We start from the raw sequence: 18,611 nt of genomic DNA on the forward strand, positions 1-18,611 counted from the left end.
CCGTGGTCAAGCGAGGGGCGGCGCCGCGCAGATCGTGCCGCCGCCCAGGACTTCGTCGCCACGGTAGAACACGGCCGACTGGCCCGGCGTGACGGCCCGCTGCGGCTCGGCGAAGCTGACCTCGGCGCGGTCGCCGTCAATGCGGAGGCGCGCCGGCAGTGGACGGCTGCGGTAGCGGATCTTCACATCCACGCACTCGTCCGGATCGGGCGGCGCACCCTGCGTCCAGCGCAAATCGGTAGCGTGCAGCGTGCGCGACAGCAGCGCCTCCTGCGGTCCGATCACTACCACGTTGTCGGCCGGTCGGATCTCGGTGACGAAGCGGCGGTCGCCGAAAGCGCCGAGTCCCTTACGCTGGCCCACGGTGAAGTTGGCGATCCCCCGGTGTTCGCCTACCACGACGCCGTGCTCGTCGAGGATCGCCCCGGCCCGCTGCGGCACCCGCGCCGAGACGAAGGCGCGGTAGTCGTTGCCGGGGATGAAGCAGATCTCCACGCTGTCGGGCTTCTGCGCCACGCCCAGGCCGAGTTCGGCGGCAATGGCGCGGACCTGCGGCTTGTTCAGCTCACCCAGCGGAAACAGCACGCGCCGCAGCTCCTGCTGCCCCAGGGTGTAGAGCACGTAGGACTGGTCCTTGTCGGGATCGGCCGCGCGCAGCAGGTGAAAGCGGCCACCGTGCTCGCTGCGCCTGGCGTAGTGGCCGGTGGCGAGAAAGTCGGCATCGAGGGCGACCGCGCGTTCCAGCAACGCCTTGAACTTGATGTGCTCGTTGCAGGCGAGGCAAGGATTGGGTGTGCGCCCGCGCGCGTACTCGCCCACGAAGTAGTCGACGACGCGGTCGTTGAACTGCCGCTCCAGATTCAGCGTGTAGTGCCGGATGCCGAGCTTCTGCGCGACCCGGCGGGCATCGTCCACGTCCTCGATCGAGCAGCACTGCTTGCGGCCGCTGAAGCCCTCCGGATCGGGCTGCGTCCAGAGGCGCATCGTCACGCCGACCACGTCGTACCCCTGCTGCTGCAGCAAGGCGGCCGCGACCGAGGAATCGACCCCGCCGCTCATGCCGACGATCACCCGCGGACCCGGCACAAAACCCCCCTGCCCGGCGCTGCCGCCGCGGCGCGCCGGAAGATGCTACACTTCGTAGTATACGTTTTGGCGGTGGTTTGACCGCCCGACGAACAGCCGCGAACGCTGCAGGAGGAGCAGTCTGGACTCAGCCGAGATCGCCCAGAACCTCGTCGATATCCTCTCGGATCGCCAGGCCGAGGATATCGTCCAGCTCGACATCAGCAAGGTCTCCACGTTCGCGGACTACTTTGTTATCGCCACGGCTAACAACGTCCGCCAGCTCAATGCGCTGATCGACACGCTCGAACGCGAGATGAAACCGCGGGGCGTCGATCTCGGCCCGCGGGAGGGCGAGCCGGACTCGGGATGGGTGCTGCTCGACTTCGGGCCGGTGATTGTGCACCTCTTCTCGCCCGAACAACGCGCCTTCTACAACCTCGAAGGGCTGTGGAGCCGTTCGGCGCCATTGGTGCGCTTCGGCTGATCGCCAGCAGCGATCGCCGCCCCGCTACTCCTGCAGCCAGGCGTCGAGCGCGCGCTTGTAGCTCTGCAGCTCCCCGGGTTTGAAGAAGAGCGCCACCTCGCGCGCGGCGGACTCCGGGCCGTCGGAGCCGTGCACCAAATTGCGGCCGGTCTGGATCGCCAGATCGCCGCGGATCGTGCCGGCGTCGGCGTTGACGGGGTTCGTCTTGCCCATGGTCGCCCGCGCGGCGGCGATCGCGTCCGGGCCTTCGAAGACGGCGGCCACGATCGGCGCCGAGGTGATGTACTCGATCAGGCCCGCGTAAAAGCCCTTGCCCTCGTGCTCCCGGTAGTGGTGGCCGGCGAGCTCGGGCGAGACCTGCATCAGCTTGAGGCCGATCAACTTGAGACCGCGCCGCTCCAGCCGGCCGAGGATCTCGAAGGTCAGACCGCGCTGGACGCCGTCGGGCTTCACCAGGATCAGCGTGCGTTCCATGCTCTTCCTTCTTCGACGTGCCCGAGGCTCGTTGGCGTGATAGTCGAGCCCAGCACAGGGCCGCCGGGCCGTCCCTGTTCGACGATATCGAATGCTAGCGACCGCCCCCGGCCGCGGCCTTCGACTTTGTGATCGCGGGGTCGCGCAGATAGAGCGGATCGACCGAGAGCGGATTGTCGCGGGCGCCGGCGATGTAGCGCGCCCAGCCCAGCTCCGACAACCAGGCGGCCCGCCGCTGCGACGCGGCGGGACTGGTCCGCCGGGCAGAGGGAAAGCCGGCGAGCAGTCGCTCTTCCAGCCCGGCCAGCTCTCCGCAGAACACGCCAACGTCGGGCGCCTGCTCGATCAGGCTGTCGAGGTCCGTGAGCCGGGGCACGGCGAGTTCGCGCAGGTCCGCGCCGCCGCGTTCGTAAACGGCCCAGGCGAGATCGCCGCGTCCGGCCTGGTGGATCGCGCAGACAGGGCCGGGGAAGGCCGACTGCCCGTACGCGTCCAGCTCCAGCCGCCCGGCGGCAAGCAGCTCGGCGTCGAGCGCCAGCGCCAGCCCCATCGCCGTGCTGATGCCGACGCGCAGCCCCGCGTAGGCGCCGGGGCCCCGATCGACGAACAGCACGCGGATTTGCTCGCGTTCAAGGCCGCACTGTGCCAGCAGCAGCTCGATGGCGGGCAGCAACTCAACCGAGTGATTGCGGTGGCTGCGCCAGGTCAGCTCCGCGAGCAGCGCGCCCTGCCGCGAGATGGCGACGCTGGCGACGGCGCCGGCCGTATCGATCGCCAGCTCGACGCCGGCAGCGGTCTCAGTCACCGGCGGCCACCGCCTCGGCGCTCAGCGCCCGTAGCAGGCGCGCTGACCGTTCACCGAACGCCGTGAGCGTCAGCGTGCGTGCGTCTGAACCGTCGTGCTCGATCGCGACGTGCAGATGTTCGTCCGGCAAGAGCCCGGCGCCGCGCTCCGGCCACTCCACGATCAGGGCGCCGTCGTCGGTATAGCCGGGCAGGTCGAGCTGTGCGATCTCCTCCGTCGCCTCCAGCCGGTAAAGGTCAACGTGGTAGAGCTTGACGCGGCCGCGGTACTCGTTGATCAGCACGAAGGTCGGGCTGTTGACCAGGTCGCTCGAGCCGGCGCCCCGGCCGACGCCCTGGGTCATCGCCGTCTTGCCCGCGCCCAGCGGCCCCTGCAGCAACACCACGTCGCCCGGCTCAAGCAGCGCGCCAATGCGCTCGCCCAGGGCACGCGTTTGCTCGACCGACGTCGTCCGGAAGAAGAGCATTGCAGTCCGCCGTGTCAATTGGCTTTCTCCGTTCAAGTATAGAGAGGTGCGGCTGCGGCGCTCAAACGGCGCGGCGGCGATCGTGCGCTTGCCGCGCCGCGCGCTATGCTGGGAGGGAAGCAGTGTCGGAGCGAAGCCGGACCTATGACCGCACGCCGCCTTCGCTACCTCGCGCCGCTGGCCGTGCTCGCGTTGGCCGCGATCGTTGCGACTTTTCTGATCAGCAGCGGCGGCGAGAAGACGAACGGGCCCGGCGCGCCGCAGCAGCCACTCGTGCTGGCTCCGCCTCGGGCGCCGGCCACACCGCTGTTCACGGCCACGGCCGGCGCCACCTATCCACTGCAGTTGCGACGGGACGACGGTCGGCAGGTGCTGATCGCGGCGCAGCCGCGCCGCATCCTCTCGCTCTCGGCAGGAGCGACAGAGATTCTCTTCCAGATCGGCGCCGGGCCGCAGGTGGTTGGCGTCAGCTCCGATTCGGACTACCCGCCCGACGCGGCCGCGCTGCCCAAAGTCGCGGCGAGCGCGGGCGTGACGGCGATCCAAGCGTTCAATCCCGATCTGATCGTGATCGTTGGAGCCGGCGCCCCGACCGTCACTGCGCTCGACAGCGCCGCCGTGCCGGTGGTGGCACTGAAGGAGCCGGTGACGGTAGCCGAGCTGGAGCAACAGATCCAGTTCTTTGGCGACGTCACCGGACGCCTGGCCGACGCCCAGCGAGCGGCCGCCGCGCTAGGGCGGCGCGTCGATGCGGTCAAGCGCCAGCTCGCGGGGGTGCAGCAGGGGCCGCGGGTCTTCGTCGATCTGGGCCCCGCTGGACACGGTGAGCCTTCCGGCACGCTGCTGAGCGACATGCTGATGCTGTTGAAAGCGCAAAATTTGCAGGTCCCCGCGGATCCCGGCCAGAACGGCCGCGGCCGTGCCGCCGCGGCGAACCCCGACGCGGTGCTGCTGGCAGGCGCGACGGATCTGCACGCGGCCGCCGATCTCGCGACGCTGCCCGGCTGGGCCAACGTCGCCGCGGTGCGCGCCGGGCGAGTGGCGGCGATCGATCCGGCGCTGCTGCGGCCCGGCCCGCGCATCGCGGACGAACTACTGATGCTGGAGCAGTTCCTCTATCCAAATCTGCCCTGACGGCCAGCCGGGAGCAGCGCATGGCTCGCACGATCGTGGTGGCGGGAGTCCATTCGGGCGTTGGCAAAACGACGGTCGCCACCGGGCTGATGGCCGCCTTCGCCCGTCGTGGCCTGCGCGTGCAGGGCTTCAAGGTCGGGCCGGATTACATCGATCCCAGCTATCACACGGCGGTCTCCGGCCGCGCCTCGCGTAACCTCGACACCTGGATGCTGCCGCACGAGGCCGTGGTCGAATGCTTCCAGCGCGCGTCAGCGGGCGCTGACCTCTGCGTGATCGAAGGCGTAATGGGCCTCTTCGACGGCCGCACCGGCGGCCGCGGCGCCGGCAGCACGGCGGAGGTGGCGGCATTGCTCGGCGTGCCGGTGCTGCTGGTCGTAGACGGCTGGAAGATCGCACGCAGCGCGGCGGCGATTGTGCACGGCTACCGCACTTTCGACCCGCGCGTCGACCTGGCCGGTGTCGTGCTCAACCGCATCGCCGGGGAGGGCCACTACCGCGCCGTGGCGCCGCCAATCGAAGATGAGGCCGGCGTGCCCGTCGTCGGCAGCCTGGGCAGGGATGCGCGGCTCACGCTGCCCGAGCGCTACCTCGGCCTGATTCCGGTCACCGAAGGCCCGGTCGCTCGCGAGTACTTCCACGCGCTGGCGGAGAGTGTCGCCCGCGGCCTCGATCTTGAGCGTGTCCTACGCATCGCCCGCGAGCCGCGGCCTGGTCGTCGGATTGCCGAACCGCTGTTCCCGTCGGAGCCGGCAACGCGGAGCGTCCGGCTCGCGCTCGCGCGCGATGCGGCCTTCAGCTTCTACTACGAAGATGCGCTGGATCTGGTCCGGGTATACGGCGCCGAGATTGTGCCGTTCAGCCCACTCGATGACGAGGCGCTGCCGCCGGCCACGAATGCGGTCTACCTGGGCGGCGGCTTCCCGGAGCTGTTCGCGGCGCGGCTGGCGGCCAATCGGCCGATGCTGGCGGCGCTGCGCGCCGCCGCGGCGAGCGGCGTGCCGATCTACACGGAGTGCGGCGGCTACATGTACGCCGGCCGCTCGCTCACCGACGCGGAGGGCGTCCGGCACGAGATGCTGAAGCTGTTGCCGCTCGATTCCACGATGAGCGACAGCCGCCTGACGCTCGGCTACCGGGAGCTGCGCACGCTGCGCGACGGTCCTACCGGGCCGGCGGGCGCGCGGCTGCGCGGGCACGAGTTCCACTGGTCGGTGTCGGAGCCGCCGGCCGACGCAGACGCGGTTTACGCGGCGGCCGTGGACGGCGGTGGTGAGCGAATGGCGGGCGGGGCGCGTGGCTCGGTCTGGGGAAGCTATATGCACCTGCACTTCGCCAGCGATCGATCGCTGGCGCCGCGGTTCGTGCGCTGGTGCGCCGGCGTAGAGCGCCGGCGTCTGAGCGGCGAGCGTTGACCGAGGCAGCTACGCGGCCAGCCGCACGCGCACGGCTGAGCCGCCGGCCAGGCTGACAACCGTCCGCAGGGCGGGGCCTTGCGTGGCGAGGCGCACGGTTACCTGTGTTCCGGCCGCGGGCTTCGCTTCATTACACGGTGAGCACGTTATGCACGTTGAGCACGTTGTGCGCATCTCCCTGCCCCCTTTTCGCCGGCTGCGCGGCGCGGACGGCGCTCTCATTCCTGGTCGATGCGGCGCGGTCCGCCGTTACAACGAGGCTACCCGCGCAGATGTGATCGCTGATATGGCCTCGGCCACACAGCCTGTGTGACCTTCCTGGCATAAGCATCGAACCTGCAACTCCGGCGCAACAGTGGCGATCGATACGGCTCCTGCCCAACTTCCGGCCGCCGTGCCGAGGGCTCGGACGCGCGGGAAAGTCGCCGGGCGAGCCTGTGTTGCCAGCCCGGCCGTCGCTTCGTACGCTGGCCGCGCGGAGCGCCGCGTTCGAGCGCCTCGCGGCTGGTTCAAACCGAGGAGCCCGCGAAGGAGAGACGCCGTGGATGTCGGCTTCATCGGCCTCGGCAACATGGGCAATCCGATGGCGCGCAACCTCATCCGCGCCGGGCATCAGCTCGTCGTCTATGACCTGCGCGAGGACGCTGCCGCCAACCTGATCGAGCTGGGCGCCCGCTGGGCCGCCAGCCCCAGGGCCGTGGCCGAGCAGTGCCGTGTCGCCTTCACCTCGCTGCCGGGGCCGCCCGAGGTGGAGCGCGTGCTGCTGGGTCCGGACGGCGTGCTCGCCGGGGCGGCGCGCGGCAGCGTCGTCTTCGACCTGAGCAGCAACGCGCCGGCCGTGATTCGCCGCATCGCGGCGCAGGCGGCGGATCAGGGGGTCATCGTGCTCGACTCACCGGTGAGCGGCGGCGTCTCCGGCGCCGAGAAAGGCACCCTCGCCGTGATGGTCGGCGGTGAGCGCGCGGCCTTCGACGAGTATCGCGAGCTGCTCGGCGCGATCGGCGCCAACGTGTTTCATCTCGGCCCGGTGGGCAACGGATCCGTCGTCAAGCTGATGAATAACCTGATCGCGCTGTCGATCGGCCCGCTGCTGGACGAGGCCGTGGTCGTGGGCGCCAAGGCGGGCATCCCCCCGGCGACGTTGTTCGAAGTGATGAGCGTCAGTTCGGCCGGGCCGCTGGTGCGCGGGCTGCCGCGGCTCTTCCGCCGTACCTTCGAAGACGCGAGCTTCGCCCTGGCCCTGGCGCGCAAGGATGTGGGCCTGGCCGTGGGAGCCGGCCGCGACCTGGGCGTGCCCATGCCGGTGGCGGCGGCTGTCGAACAGGTCTACGAGTGGGCGAAGGGGAACGGCCTGGGCGACAAGAACTCGCTGGCGACCCTGCTGCTCTACGAGCGCGCCGCCGGCGTCGAGATTCACGCCGACGACGTGCCGCCCGCGTAGCCTCCAGGGTGGGCGCGCCGCCAGCGCCAGGCGCTATCCACGATCGCGTCGAGGTCGTCGAAGCGCGGTCGCCAGCCCAGCTCGCGGCGCGCCAGTTCCGAGGAAGCAACCAGGGCCGGCGGGTCGCCGGCGCGGCGGCGCTGCTGATTGACGGCAATCTCGCAGCCGGTGACGCGCTTCGCCGCGGCGATCACCTCGCGGTTGGAGTGGCCCGTACCGCTGCCCAGGTTGAAGCGGCCGGAGCGTGAGGCCGCGTAGTCCAGGGCGAGCACATGCGCTTGCGCCAGGTCCGCAATGTGCACGTAGTCGCGGATGCAGGTGCCGTCCGGTGTGGGATAGTCGACGCCAAACAAGGGCAGGGCGCCGCGCGTGCCCTCGGCAACCTGCAGGACGATCGGGATCAGGTGCGTCTCAGGGTCGTGGTCTTCGCCGCGCTTTTCTGTCGCGCCTGAGGCGTTGAAGTAGCGTAGCGCGACGGACTTGATGCTGTGGCACTCGTCGTACCAACGCAACATCTGCTCGACAATCAGCTTCGACTCGCCGTACGGATTCACCGGGCGCAGGGGATGTTGCTCGTCCAGCGGCACGTACTCCGGCTCGCCGAAGACGGCGGCGGTGGAGGAGAACACGTAGCGGCGCACATGGTGCCGCACCATGGCATTGAGCAGGGCAATGCCGCCCGCCACGTTGTTGTGGAAGTAGCTTCCGGGGTCGCGCATCGACTCGCCGACGGCGATCAAGGCGGCGAAGTTGATCACGCCGTCCGGCGGCTCCGCGAAGGCACGTTCCAGCGCCGCTTCGTCGTGCGTGGAGCCGGTGATGAGCACGGCGCGGTCGTCCACGGCGTCGAGATGGCCGTGGCTCAGATCGTCGAAGACGGTGACCCTGTGCCCGGCATCGAGCAGCACTTCAACGGTGACGCTGCCGATGTAGCCGGCGCCGCCCACGACGAGCACGCGCATCAGTGCTGGTCCGCGCCGTCAAACTTCTCGATGACGACGCAGGCGTTCTGGCCGCCGAAGCCGAAGCTGTTCTTTAAGACCACGCGCACGTCGGCGCGCCGCGCCGTGTTGGGCACGTAGTCGAGATCGCAGTCCGGGTCGGGCGTCTCGTAGTTGATCGTGGGATGAATGGTGCCGCTGTCGATCGTCTTGACGCAGGCGACCAGCTCCAGGGCGCCGCTGGCGCCGAAGGCGTGGCCGATCATCGACTTGGTGGAGCTAACCGGCACGGTGTAGGCGTGCTCGCCCAGCGCCGCTTTGATCGCCTTCGTCTCCGCGGGGTCATTCATCGGCGTCGAGGTGCCGTGCGCGTTGACATAATCCACCTCGGCCGGTGTGCGGCCGGCGTCGGCAAGGGCCCACTCAATCGCCCGCGCCGCGCCCTCACCGTCGGCGCAGGGCGCGACGATGTGGTAGGCGTCCGAACTGGCGGCGTAGCCCGTTACCTCGCAGTAGATGCGCGCCCCGCGCGCCTGCGCGCGCTCCAGCGACTCCAGCACGAAAATGCCGGCGCCCTCGGCGGGAATGAAGCCGTCGCGGTCCTTGTCGAACGGGCGGCTGGCGCGGGCCGGCTCGTCGCTGCGGCTGCTCATCGCGCGCATCACCGAGAAGGCGGCCAGCCCCAGCTCCCCGATACCGGCCTCCGTGCCGCCCGAGAGGATCACATCGGCGGCGCCGCGGCGGATCACCTCGGCCGCTTCGCCCACAGCCTGCGTGGCCGCGGCGCAGGCGGTGATCGCCGTTCCGGTGTAGCCCTTGAGGCCGTACTGCAGGCTGACCTGGGCGGCGGCCATGTTCGGCAGGCTCTTGGGCATGAAGAGGGGGTCGATGCGCATGCCGCCCTTCGCCAGGATGGTACGCACGGCCTCATCGATGTTCGGATAGCCGCCGTTGCCGTTGCCGAGATAGACGCCGATGCGCGTGCGATCTTCATGGTCGAGGTCGAGGCCGGCGTCGGCGATCGCCTGGCCGGCCGCGGCGACGGCGAACTGGCTGAACCGCGCCATGCGCCGCGCCTCGCGGCGGTCGATATAGCGCTCCGGTTGCCACTCCTTCACTTCCCCCGCCAGCTTGGTCGGGTAGTTCGTCGTGTCGGCCAGCGTCATGTAATCGACGCCGGAGCGCCCGGCCACAAGCGCCGCCCAAAACGATTCGACGTCTTCACCGAGCGGCGTGATCGCGCCCATGCCGGTGACGACCACCCGACGGCGACCAGGCGCGCGTCCGTCTGCGACTGCCATCTGTCCTGTTCCTCGCGCTGCGGCGCTGCGCACAGTGTAGAGGGCGCCGGGGCGAGGGTCCAACCGAAGCGGCAGCGCCGCGCGGCGGCTCCTGCGCCGCCGTGCCCAGTGTGTAATATGCAAAGATGGCGCCAGCGCCGTCCGGCCTGTCCTACTCTAAGGCCGGCGCGCGGGAGGCAGGGCGATGACCACGGTGATTCATGGCGCGACGCTGATCGACGGCACGGGACGCGATCCGGTTCCCGGCGCTTCGCTCGTAATCGAAGAGAACCGCATCGTCGCGGCCGGCGCGAACGTCGAGGCGCCGCGCGGGGCGACGGCGATCGACGCCTCCGGCATGACGCTGATGCCGGGCATGATCGATTGCCACGTGCACCTGGCCTCGTCCGCCTGGGGCGTGCAGCAGCGGCTGCTGAATCCCTACAGCTACTCGATCGCCACGGCGCTGGCCAACGCGAAGCTGACGCTCGACTCCGGCTTCACCAGCGTGCGCGACGCCGGCGGCACGCCGCGCGGCGTGAAGATGGCGATCGAGCAGGGCATGTTCCCCGGACCGCGCCTGCGCATCGCCGTGGGCGCCCTCTCGCAGACGGGGGGCCACGGCGACAGCGTGATGCCCAGCGGCGCCGACCTGAAGGTGCCCGATCCCGACCACCCCTGGACCGTGGTGGACGGCGTGGACGAGGTGCGCCGAGCCACGCGCCAGTTGCTGCGCGCCGGCGCCGACCAGATCAAGGTCCACACCTCGGGCGGCGTGATGTCGCCGAACGACGAGCCCGGCGCAACCGGCTTCTCGCCGGAAGAGATCGCCGTGATCGTGTACGAGGCGCGGGCTTCGGGCAGAACGGTGATGGCCCACGCGCAGGCGGCGCAGGGCATTCGCAACGCGGTGCTGGGCGGGATCGCCTCGATCGAGCACGGCATTTACCTGGAAGATGACGTGATCGAGGAGATGAAGCGGCGTGGCACCTATCTCGTCGCCACCCTCGTCGCGCCGGTCTGGGTGATTCGGCGCGCGGAGAAGGATCCGTCGTCGGTGCCGCCCTACGCGCTGCGCAAGGCGTCCGAGGTGAAGGAGGCGCACTTCAACAGCTTCCGCCGCGCTGTGCAGGCGGGTGTGCCGATCGCGATGGGCACCGACACCGGCGTTGGCCCGCACGGCACCAACGCCGAGGAGCTGGCGCTGATGGTCGAGGGCGGCATGACGCCGATGCAGGCGATCGTCGCAACGACAAAGACGGCGGCCGAATGCAGCCGCGCCGGCCAGCTCCTGGGCACGCTTGAGCCGGGCAAGCTCGCCGATCTGCTGGTGGTCGATGGCGATCCGCTGGCGGACATCGCGCTGTTGCAGGACCGGGAGCGCCTTGCACTGATCATGAAGGACGGCCAGATCCACAAGGATCTGCTCAGCAGCCGCGTGCGCGTGTAGTCGCCGGTCCTGCCGGGACCGTCTGACGGCGCAGGGTAGATGCCGGCCGGCGGCATCCGGCGGCCAGGCTTCCCGCGAAGCCATCGTGATCGATGGGCCAACCGACCTTGCGCTCTCCGGATGCCGGCTGTGCGCGTACGGTCGCGCCGGAGCTTCGACAAGTCTGGTGCAGTAGCGCGAGCTTCTGCGGTACGTCGGCTCGGCGGAGCAAAGCGTTGGCGCCGCGGCTGGCGGGCGGGAGCAGCGAAGCGTTGCAGGCATTTACAGCAGTCGCCGCTTCTGGCAAACTTGTTACGCTCTCATACCGGCACGACAGGATTAGTTGATGCGAAGCGTGGCGCGATGGCCGGTCGGGCGACTGGTGCTGCTGGGCTCGGTACTGCTGACCGTGTTGCTGGCGGGTCATGCCTTGCCGCGCGCTGCCCTCGCTGCGTCTGGCGCGGGAGGGAACACCGGTCCCGTTGCTTCCGTCCGCACCGTGCTCGCCACGCCGCCGACGGCCAACAACGACAGTTACACCACGCCCGAAAACGTGGCGCTCTTCGTACCGGCCCCCGGCGTACTCGCCAACGACAGCTTCACCGCCGGCGACGCCATCCAGGTGGTTTTTCGCGCCCTGCCACTGCACGGGTCCGGCAGCGTCGGCTTTGATGGCAGCGTCGCCTACTTTCCCAACGCCGGCTTCGTCGGCGTCGACACAATGCAGTACAACATCTTCGACGCCACGACCAACAGCAGCTCGGCGTTTGCGACCGTTTCGATCACCGTCACGGCCACGCCGCTCGTTGCCGTGAACGACAGCGGCAGCGTCACCGCCGGCGGCACACTGAGCGTGGCCGCGCCGGGCGTGCTCGCCAACGATGCTGCCCCCTTCGGCGATACGCTGACCGCCGTGCTTGTCACCGGCCCGGCGCACGGCGCGCTCACCCTGAACGCCGACGGCAGCTATAGCTACACGCCGGCGATCACGTTTCAGGGCGCCGACGGCTTCAGCTACCGGATCCACGATGCAACGAGCAATCTGGAGTCGAACGTAGCGACGGTGACGCTGACCGTGGCGGCGAATCCGTTGCAGGGCGGCGTCTCCCAGCCCTCCGCACCGGCGTCTGGACCGTTCGCCTACGTTGCTAACGGCGTCGACAACACGGTCTCCGTGATCGACACCAGCACAAACCGAGTCGTCGCCACCGTACCGGTCGGGCTGGCGCCGCAGGGCGTGGCGGTGAACCTGGCGGGAACGCGCGTTTATGTCACGAACGCCGGCGACAACACGGTTTCGGTGATTGATGCGAGCGCGAACAAGGTCGTCGCCACTGTGAACGTCGGGAGGTTGCCACTCGGCATCGCCGTGAACCCGGCGGGGACGCGCGTCTACGTCGCCAACTTTGCCGACAACACGGTTTCCGTGATCGACGCCGGGACGAACTCGGCTATCGCGACGCTGCCCGTCGGGGCGGCGCCGGTGGGCGTGGTGGTCAATCCGGCCGGAACCCGTGTGTACGTAAGCTCGGAGATCGGCAACACCGTCGCCGTAATCGATACCGGTTCGAACCAGGTGATCGCCACTGTGCCGGTCAACAGCTTCCCCATCGGCGTCGCTATGAGCCCCAGCGGCGCCCGTCTCTATGTAGTCACCGGCCGCAGCAATTCGGTTGCGGTGATCGACACCAGCACGAACGCCGTGGTCGCCAGCTTGCCGGCGGGACAAGTTCCTGTGGCGGTCGTCGCGAATCCCGCCGGCACCCGTCTCTACGTCACCGACGCCGGCAGCGACCGCGTCTCCGTGATCGATATCGCCAGCGGCAGCATCCTCGCCAGCGTGCCGGTGGGGCTGACGCCGATCGGCCTGGCCATCACACCCGACGGCGCCTCGGTCTACGTCGCCAATTCCGACAACAGCAGCGTATCGGTGATCGATACGCGCACAAACACCGTTGCGGCAACGGTCCTGGTCGGCAGCGGCGCCACGGCGTTCGGGCAGTTCATCCGGCCCGGCGTTCCGGGCGCGCCCTTCGGAGTGGTGCCGCCGCCGCAGCAGCAGCCGGCGCCGGCGCCGCCGGTGATCCCGATTCCTCTCTTCTCCGTGTCGGTGACGGTGCAGGGCTGCGGCAACGTCACGCCGCCGGGCGGCGGCGGGCCTCACCTGTTCGGCGACACCGTGACGCTGCAGGCCGTGCCCTGCGCCGGCAGCAGCTTTGTCGGCTGGGCAGGCGGTCCCTGCAGTGGCACGGCGATCAACCCGTGCGCGGTGGTTGTGCCGCCCTCCAACCTGGCGATCACCGCGATCTTCCGGCCGCAGCTCAAAAGCCGAGTCCCCGGTCTTTGAGCGAGACGAAGCGGCCGAGACCGATCACGATGTGGTCGAGCACTTCCACGTCGAGCAGACGCCCCGCGGCGACCAGCTCGCGCGTCACGCTCACGTCGTCCTTGCTCGGCGTCGGGTCGCCCGAGGGATGGTTGTGCACGACGATGATACTGGGCGCATTGCTTCGAATCGCGGGGCGAAAGACCTCCGCCGGCCGCACCTGCGACTGGTTGACGGTGCCGCTGGAGATCGTCGGGATCGCCAGCACCTGGTTCTTCGTGTTGAGCACGAGCACGCGGAGCTGCTCCTGATCGAGCAGTTGCAGCTCGCTCTGCAGCAGGTGCGCCACGTCCTTCGGCTCGCGAATCACCGGGCGCTCCTCGGGTGTGGCCACGGCAAGGCGGCGGCCCAGCTCCAGCGCGGCGCGGAGCTGCGCCGCCTTCGCTTCGCCCAGCCCGCGCGTGGCGCAGAGCTCATCGAAGTTCAGCCGGGCGAGGCCCACGAGGCCGCCGTGCTGGCTGAGCAGGCGGCTGGCCACGTCGAGCACGTTTTCGCCCGCCATGCCGACACGCAGGATGATCGCCAGCAGCTCCGCCGTGGCGAGCGCGCCCTCGCCGTAGCTGCGCAGCCGCTCGCGCGGGCGCTCGGCCAACGGCAGCTCGCGGATGGTTGGACGGTATTCAGTGCGGCGAGGGCCAGCGCCGGCCGGGACGCCCTCGGCTTCGCCGTCAGGGAGATCCGCTGCAGTCAACACCGACGCGGCTTCATGAACCGCGCGCTGGGCGGGGAGATCGGCCATGCGCGGACTCCGGCCGGCGCCTGTCTGGCAGCGAGCCGGCCCGGCTCCACTCTACCTGCCCATGTTGCGGCTGAAAAGCGCGGCGCCGGTCAGCCCGCCAGCGCCGGCAGCGCTTGCAGCGCCTCGTCAGGGCGGCGGAAGCGGTAGCCGAAGTGCGGCACGGAGACGATATGCTCGGGCTGGCCGCCGTGGGAAGCGATCTTGCGGCGCAGTTTCCAGACGTGCGCGTCGATCGTGCGCTCGACGGCCATGTCGCGTGCCCCCCATACCGCGTCAAGCAGATCCTCGCGCGTGTAGACCACGCCGGGGTCGCGCATCAGCGCGTGCAGCAGGGCGAACTCCAGCGGCGTCAGGTGTACCGGGCGGCCGCGCACCAGCGCCTGGTGTGACTCGGGCTCGACGCGGATCTCGCCGATCGCGACCGGCCCCACGCCGTCGCCGGCGGGCGCGCCGACCCGTCGCAACACGGCGCGCAGGCGGGCGATCAGTACGCGCGGCGGACAGTCGGCTGAGACGACGTCGTCGGCGCCGGCCGCGAAGCAGCCCAGCGCCCGGCGTTCGTCATCACCTCGGATCACGACGGTGATCGGCGCGGTGGTGGCTGCCATCAGCCAGTGCGTCGCTTCGAGCGCGTCCAGGCGTGGCGCGGCATCGACGGCGATGATGTGATCCGGCGGGCGGCGGCGGATCAGGCGCTCGGCCGCGTCGCGCGTGTCCACGCGCAGGGTGACGAAGCCCGCCTGCCTGAGCGCGGGCACGGCCCGCTCACTCCAGCCAGACGCATCGACAATGTGGATGGCGACGCCCATGCTGCTTGCTCCGAGCTGTGCCGGCGCCGCGCGGCCTGGTCCTGTGCGCGGCGTCTCACGCCCGCCATGCTACGCAGGCCGTTCCTTCATTGCATGAGCGTTTTCTCAGGCTGAACCGTCGGGCTTAGCCCTGCTCACGCAGCGCGGCCCGCGCCTGTGCCGCGGCGACAGGCGCTTCCACCGCGGCGTCGAGGTGGTGGAGGGCGCGGCGCAGGGGCTTGACGTGCTGGTACAGCGCGCCGGTGGCCACGCGCTGCAGCACGCGGTCGGCGCCTTCGGCCAGCCACGGCGTCACCGTCATCGTGCAAAGGGCGCGCAAGAGCGGGTCGAGTGCGGCAGAGCCGAAGCGGGACAGCGCCCGTGCCGCCTGCCAGCGCACGCCGCCGTCCCCGTCATTCAGGGCGCCGACGAGCGGTTGGATCGCGCGTTCGTCACCGACGCTGCCCAACGCCCGCGCCGCGTGCCAGCGCGCCCAGGCCGATCCGCCGCGCAGCTCCGCGATCAATGGCGGCACGGCCGGTTCGCCGATCGCGGCCAGCGCCGAGACGGCTTCCGCCGCAACCACGTCGTACCGCTCAAGCGCCCGCAAGAGCAGCGGAATGACGTCCGCAGGATCGAGGGTGGAGAGGGCTCTCACGGCGGCCGCGCGTACGCGGTCGTTGCCGTCGTCGAGCAGGGGACGGAGCTGTTCCAGGGCGCCGGACTCAGCCCGCAGACCGACAAGCTCCGCGGAAAGCGAGCGCACGCTTGCGTTCCGGTCGGTCAGGCCGCGCCGCAGTGCGGCGGCGCGAGCGTCGTCACAGGCATCGCCGGGCGGCGCCAGGAACGCCGCCACAGCGGCATGATGCGCCCGGCGCGTCGCCGCGTCCAGCGAGCGCGTTTCCGGTTCGGTGCGACGGGCGAGCTGTGCGGTGTAGCGCAGCAGATCGAACCAGTGGTCCTGGTCGGTCGTCTGGCGCAGGCGCATCTGCGCGGGGCGGCGGGATTGCTCGTCGGCGAGTTGCCGGCACAGGTCGGCGATCTCAGCGGAAGGGGGCGACGAGTGACCCGAACCGGCTTGCTCGACGCCGTGTACGCCTAACCTCTCCGCCATAACGGCCCCTCCTCGGCGGGCACGAGTGCCCGGCGGCGTGCCGGCGGCGGGGCGGTTCCGGTCGTTCTCTGTATTTACGATACACCGCGTGTCGAGCGGCAGGCCGTGGCGTACGGGGTGAACCGTAACAGCCGATCGGCTGAGGCCCTGCTGCCCGCTGCCTGGCGAGGCGGGCGCGGTGTATGCTGACGCGTGGGCGAGCCGGAGCGGCGATGGGCAGCCGGAGGCAGCCGGGAGGTAAGATCAGCATGGCGGAGGACGCGCCGCTCAAGGGCAAAGTGGCAATCGTCACCGGCGCCGGCCGGCGACGCAGCATCGGCCGGCCGATCGCCGTGGCGCTGGCGCGCGAGGGCTGTGACGTGGTGCTCACCGGCACCGGCCGCAAGCCGGAGGACTACCCCGAAGACGAGAAGGCGACGGGCTGGCGCGACATCGAGTCTGTGGCCGAGGAGGTGCGGGCCCTGGGGCGGCGGGCGCTGCCGCTGATCTCGGACGTGCGCCGCGCCGACTCAATCCAGGAGCTGGTCGGACGCACCGTGGGCGAGCTGGGCAGCGTGGACATTCTGATCAACAACGCCGGCGCGGCCCGCGGAGCAGACCGCGTGGCCGTCGTAGAACTGGACGAGGCGATCTGGCGCAACGTGATCGAGACGAACCTCACCGGCACGTTCTTGATGTCGAAAGCGGTGGCGCGCCAGCAGATCAAGCAGGGGAACGGCGGCCGCATCGTCAACATCTCCTCGATTGCCGGCAAGACCCACGGCGCCAACACGGCGGCCTACGCGGCCAGCAAGGCGGGCGTCCAATCGCTGACCGCCTCGATGGCGGCCGAACTGGCGCGCTACCAGGTTACGGTCAACGCCGTGCTGCCGGGCATCATCGACACCTTCCGCATGGACGACCTGGGCCGCGGCGAGCAGTGGGAGCGGATCGTGAAGGAACGTGTCCCCCTCGGCCGCGCCGGCACCGGCGAGGATATCGCCGAGCTGACGGTCTTCCTCTGCACCGAGAAGGCCGCCTGGATCACCGGCCAGTGCTACATCGTCGACGGCGGCGCGGTGCGCCGCGGCTAAGACGCATGGGTGAAGCGGAAGCGAGACATTCCCCGATGCAGTTGACCCCGATGGCCGCGCGCCTGCTGGCCGAAGTCGAGGCCGCGCAGCAAGCCCTGATCCAGCGGCAGCCCGTGGACGAGTCCGTGCGGCGCGCGATGCAAGCCGTGAGCGAGGCGATCGCCGCCGCCCTTGGCGAGATTACGGACGAACACCTGCTCGCCTCGCCATCGCCCGAGGAGTGGTCGATGGCCGAGGTCGTGGAGCACGTGGCCGAGCACGATCGCGCCTACACCGAGCTGCAGCGGCTGGGCATCGAGCACTACGTTGAGCACGGGCTCGACCACGCCTTGCAGCTCTGGAAGCTGCGCATCGAGCAGCGTTCAGGCGCGGGCAACGCCAAATGATGGCGCCGATCTGCTATCATGGCTCAGAACATCTGTGCGATGTCAGGGCGCGCGGGGTGATGAGGTGGCGGCAGCGGCGACAGCGATCGGCATGAGCGACGACGAGCGCCTGCTTTCGGGCAAGGGGCAGCCGGAGGACGATCGCTCCGATACCACGTTGCGGCCGGCGCGCCTGTCCGAATACATCGGTCAGGAGAAGGTCAAAGACAACCTCGCGATCAGCATCAAGGCGGCGCTGGCCCGCGGCGAGGGCCTCGATCACCTGCTGCTCTACGGCCCTCCCGGCCTGGGCAAGACCACGCTGGCGAACATCATCGCCGCGGAGATGGGCGTGAATGTGCGCACCACTTCCGGCCCGGCGATCGAGCGGCCCGGCGACATCGCCTCGATCCTCACCAACCTGCAACAGCACGACGTGCTGTTCATCGACGAGATTCACCGTCTGCCGCGCATCGTCGAAGAGGTGCTGTACTCGGCGATGGAGGACTTCGCCCTCGATCTGGTGCTCGGCAAGGGTCCCGGCGCCCGCTCGATGCGCATTCCGCTGGCAAAATTCACCCTGGCGGGCGCCACCACGCGCTACGACATGATCAGCCCGCCGCTTCGCGACCGCTTCGGCTCGGTCTACCGGCTGGAGTTCTACTCGCACGCGGCGCTCGAGCAGATCGTGAAGCGCAGCGCCCGCGTGCTCAACGTGCCGACCGAGCCGGACGGCGCGGCCGAGATCGCGCGCCGCTCGCGCGGCACGCCGCGCATCGCCAACCGCCTGCTGCGCCGCGTGCGCGACCATGCACAGGTGCTGCATGACGGCGTGATCAGTTGCGCCGTGGCGCGCGAGGCGCTGGCGCGGCTGGAGGTCGATGAGCTGGGCCTGGACGAAGTCGATCGGGTCATCCTGCGCTTCATCATCGAGAAGTACGACGGCGGGCCGGTCGGCCTCAACTCGATCGCCGTCGGCACGTCTGAAGACGCGGACACGATCCAGGACGTGTACGAGCCGTTTCTGGTGCGCCTCGGCTTCCTTCGCCACACGCCGCGCGGCCGCGTGGCGCTGCCGGCCGCCTATCGACACCTTGGCCTGACGCCGCCACCGCCGCCGGCCGAGCCGAACCAGGGCCGCCTCTGGGCCGACGAGGCCGAGCGCGACGAGCCGTTTCAGCCCTGAAGGCTGCTGTCGAGCCGGCGCCT

General features: G+C 70.0%; 18 protein-coding genes. 9 read left to right on the forward strand and 9 right to left on the reverse strand.

Translation table 11 applies throughout. The features are described 5' to 3' along the window. Positions 1 to 6: 6 nt before the first annotated feature. Positions 7 to 1,086 (reverse strand): tRNA 2-thiouridine(34) synthase MnmA, encoded by a 1,080-nt coding sequence (gene mnmA / locus VKV26_07870; protein ID HLZ69811.1) that lies wholly within the window; start codon positions 1,084 to 1,086, stop codon positions 7 to 9. Between the two features lie 136 nt (positions 1,087 to 1,222). Here mnmA and rsfS point away from each other — a divergent pair, with 136 nt between their 5' ends. Then, positions 1,223 to 1,552 carry a ribosome silencing factor gene (rsfS, locus tag VKV26_07875; protein ID HLZ69812.1) on the forward strand — a complete coding sequence of 110 codons (330 nt, stop codon included), beginning with the start codon at positions 1,223 to 1,225 and terminating at the stop codon, positions 1,550 to 1,552. 24 nt (positions 1,553 to 1,576) lie between these two features. Here rsfS and ndk read toward each other — a convergent pair whose 3' ends face one another. The 3 genes from ndk to tsaE form a co-directional block, all read right to left on the reverse strand. Next, positions 1,577 to 2,026 carry a nucleoside-diphosphate kinase gene (gene ndk, locus VKV26_07880; GenBank protein HLZ69813.1) on the reverse strand — a complete coding sequence of 150 codons (450 nt, stop codon included), beginning with the start codon at positions 2,024 to 2,026 and terminating at the stop codon, positions 1,577 to 1,579. A 94-nt stretch (positions 2,027 to 2,120) separates the two neighbouring features. Beyond that, positions 2,121 to 2,831, reverse strand: a complete 711-nt coding sequence (gene tsaB, locus VKV26_07885; protein HLZ69814.1) for a tRNA (adenosine(37)-N6)-threonylcarbamoyltransferase complex dimerization subunit type 1 TsaB — start codon at positions 2,829 to 2,831, stop codon at positions 2,121 to 2,123. After that, positions 2,824 to 3,297, reverse strand: a complete 474-nt coding sequence (tsaE, locus tag VKV26_07890) for a tRNA (adenosine(37)-N6)-threonylcarbamoyltransferase complex ATPase subunit type 1 TsaE (protein HLZ69815.1) — start codon at positions 3,295 to 3,297, stop codon at positions 2,824 to 2,826. The genes tsaB and tsaE overlap by 8 nt, the downstream gene beginning before the upstream one ends. Positions 3,298 to 3,441: 144 nt before the next feature. Between tsaE and VKV26_07895 the strand changes: the two genes are divergently transcribed. The 3 genes from VKV26_07895 to VKV26_07905 all read left to right on the forward strand — a co-directional run bounded on the left by VKV26_07895 (position 3,442) and on the right by VKV26_07905 (position 7,287). After that, entirely contained in the window at positions 3,442 to 4,431 is a 990-nt protein-coding gene (locus tag VKV26_07895; protein ID HLZ69816.1) for an ABC transporter substrate-binding protein, read from the forward strand. 20 nt (positions 4,432 to 4,451) lie between these two features. Continuing rightward, positions 4,452 to 5,846: a cobyrinate a,c-diamide synthase gene (locus tag VKV26_07900; protein HLZ69817.1), complete on the forward strand. Its 1,395-nt coding sequence runs from the start codon at positions 4,452 to 4,454 to the stop codon at positions 5,844 to 5,846. 541 nt (positions 5,847 to 6,387) lie between these two features. After that, positions 6,388 to 7,287, forward strand: coding sequence for an NAD(P)-binding domain-containing protein (locus tag VKV26_07905; protein ID HLZ69818.1), 900 nt, complete (start codon positions 6,388 to 6,390; stop codon positions 7,285 to 7,287). Here VKV26_07905 and galE read toward each other — a convergent pair. Together galE and fabF are read right to left on the reverse strand one after the other, a co-directional pair. Next, entirely contained in the window at positions 7,260 to 8,249 is a 990-nt protein-coding gene (gene galE, locus VKV26_07910) for a UDP-glucose 4-epimerase GalE (GenBank protein HLZ69819.1), read from the reverse strand. The genes VKV26_07905 and galE overlap by 28 nt on opposite strands. Continuing rightward, on the reverse strand, positions 8,249 to 9,529 hold the full coding sequence (fabF, locus tag VKV26_07915; GenBank protein HLZ69820.1) for a beta-ketoacyl-ACP synthase II: 1,281 nt from the start codon (positions 9,527 to 9,529) through the stop codon (positions 8,249 to 8,251). The genes galE and fabF overlap by 1 nt, the downstream gene beginning before the upstream one ends. Positions 9,530 to 9,713: 184 nt before the next feature. Here fabF and VKV26_07920 point away from each other — a divergent pair, with 184 nt between their 5' ends. Beyond that, positions 9,714 to 10,958, forward strand: a complete 1,245-nt coding sequence (locus VKV26_07920; GenBank protein ID HLZ69821.1) for an amidohydrolase family protein — start codon at positions 9,714 to 9,716, stop codon at positions 10,956 to 10,958. A gap of 334 nt (positions 10,959 to 11,292) precedes the next feature. Next, a complete protein-coding gene (locus VKV26_07925; protein ID HLZ69822.1) occupies positions 11,293 to 13,284 on the forward strand; it encodes an Ig-like domain-containing protein in 1,992 nt (663 codons plus the stop codon). On the opposite strand, the gene radC is transcribed toward VKV26_07925, so the two are convergent. The 3 genes from radC to VKV26_07940 all read right to left on the reverse strand — a co-directional run bounded on the left by radC (position 13,259) and on the right by VKV26_07940 (position 15,964). Then, a complete protein-coding gene (gene radC / locus VKV26_07930; GenBank protein ID HLZ69823.1) occupies positions 13,259 to 13,930 on the reverse strand; it encodes a DNA repair protein RadC in 672 nt (223 codons plus the stop codon). The two genes, VKV26_07925 and radC, sit on opposite strands and share 26 nt — an antisense overlap. Before the next feature lie 221 nt (positions 13,931 to 14,151). After that, the gene (locus tag VKV26_07935; protein HLZ69824.1) at positions 14,152 to 14,871 is read right to left on the reverse strand and encodes a response regulator transcription factor; all 720 of its coding nucleotides are present in this window, start codon (positions 14,869 to 14,871) and stop codon (positions 14,152 to 14,154) included. 124 nt (positions 14,872 to 14,995) lie between these two features. Further along, on the reverse strand, positions 14,996 to 15,964 hold the full coding sequence (locus VKV26_07940; GenBank protein ID HLZ69825.1) for a HEAT repeat domain-containing protein: 969 nt from the start codon (positions 15,962 to 15,964) through the stop codon (positions 14,996 to 14,998). 248 nt (positions 15,965 to 16,212) lie between these two features. Here VKV26_07940 and VKV26_07945 point away from each other — a divergent pair, with 248 nt between their 5' ends. The 3 genes from VKV26_07945 (at position 16,213) to ruvB (ending at position 18,588) form a co-directional block, all read left to right on the forward strand. Beyond that, entirely contained in the window at positions 16,213 to 17,037 is an 825-nt protein-coding gene (locus VKV26_07945) for an SDR family oxidoreductase (GenBank protein ID HLZ69826.1), read from the forward strand. Between the two features lie 35 nt (positions 17,038 to 17,072). After that, on the forward strand, positions 17,073 to 17,423 hold the full coding sequence (locus VKV26_07950) for a hypothetical protein (GenBank protein HLZ69827.1): 351 nt from the start codon (positions 17,073 to 17,075) through the stop codon (positions 17,421 to 17,423). 91 nt (positions 17,424 to 17,514) lie between these two features. Continuing rightward, positions 17,515 to 18,588, forward strand: coding sequence for a Holliday junction branch migration DNA helicase RuvB (ruvB, locus tag VKV26_07955; GenBank protein HLZ69828.1), 1,074 nt, complete (start codon positions 17,515 to 17,517; stop codon positions 18,586 to 18,588). The last annotated feature ends 23 nt before the right edge of the window (positions 18,589 to 18,611 follow it).

The sequence above is a fragment of the Dehalococcoidia bacterium genome (genome assembly GCA_035310145.1).
In the GTDB taxonomy this organism is placed as follows: Bacteria; Chloroflexota; Dehalococcoidia; order CAUJGQ01; family CAUJGQ01; genus CALFMN01.

Coding starts and splice junctions, on each gene's coding strand:
- VKV26_07920 (HLZ69821.1), top strand. CDS start 9,714: ATGACCACGGTGATTCATGGCGCGACGCTGATCGACGGCACGGGACGC.
- fabF (HLZ69820.1), bottom strand. CDS start 9,529: ATGGCAGTCGCAGACGGACGCGCGCCTGGTCGCCGTCGGGTGGTCGTC.
- ndk (HLZ69813.1), bottom strand. CDS start 2,026: ATGGAACGCACGCTGATCCTGGTGAAGCCCGACGGCGTCCAGCGCGGT.
- VKV26_07935 (HLZ69824.1), bottom strand. CDS start 14,871: ATGGGCGTCGCCATCCACATTGTCGATGCGTCTGGCTGGAGTGAGCGG.
- ruvB (HLZ69828.1), top strand. CDS start 17,515: ATGAGCGACGACGAGCGCCTGCTTTCGGGCAAGGGGCAGCCGGAGGAC.
- VKV26_07940 (HLZ69825.1), bottom strand. CDS start 15,964: ATGGCGGAGAGGTTAGGCGTACACGGCGTCGAGCAAGCCGGTTCGGGT.
- VKV26_07950 (HLZ69827.1), top strand. CDS start 17,073: ATGCAGTTGACCCCGATGGCCGCGCGCCTGCTGGCCGAAGTCGAGGCC.
- VKV26_07900 (HLZ69817.1), top strand. CDS start 4,452: ATGGCTCGCACGATCGTGGTGGCGGGAGTCCATTCGGGCGTTGGCAAA.
- VKV26_07895 (HLZ69816.1), top strand. CDS start 3,442: ATGACCGCACGCCGCCTTCGCTACCTCGCGCCGCTGGCCGTGCTCGCG.
- VKV26_07945 (HLZ69826.1), top strand. CDS start 16,213: ATGGCGGAGGACGCGCCGCTCAAGGGCAAAGTGGCAATCGTCACCGGC.
- galE (HLZ69819.1), bottom strand. CDS start 8,249: ATGCGCGTGCTCGTCGTGGGCGGCGCCGGCTACATCGGCAGCGTCACC.
- tsaE (HLZ69815.1), bottom strand. CDS start 3,297: ATGCTCTTCTTCCGGACGACGTCGGTCGAGCAAACGCGTGCCCTGGGC.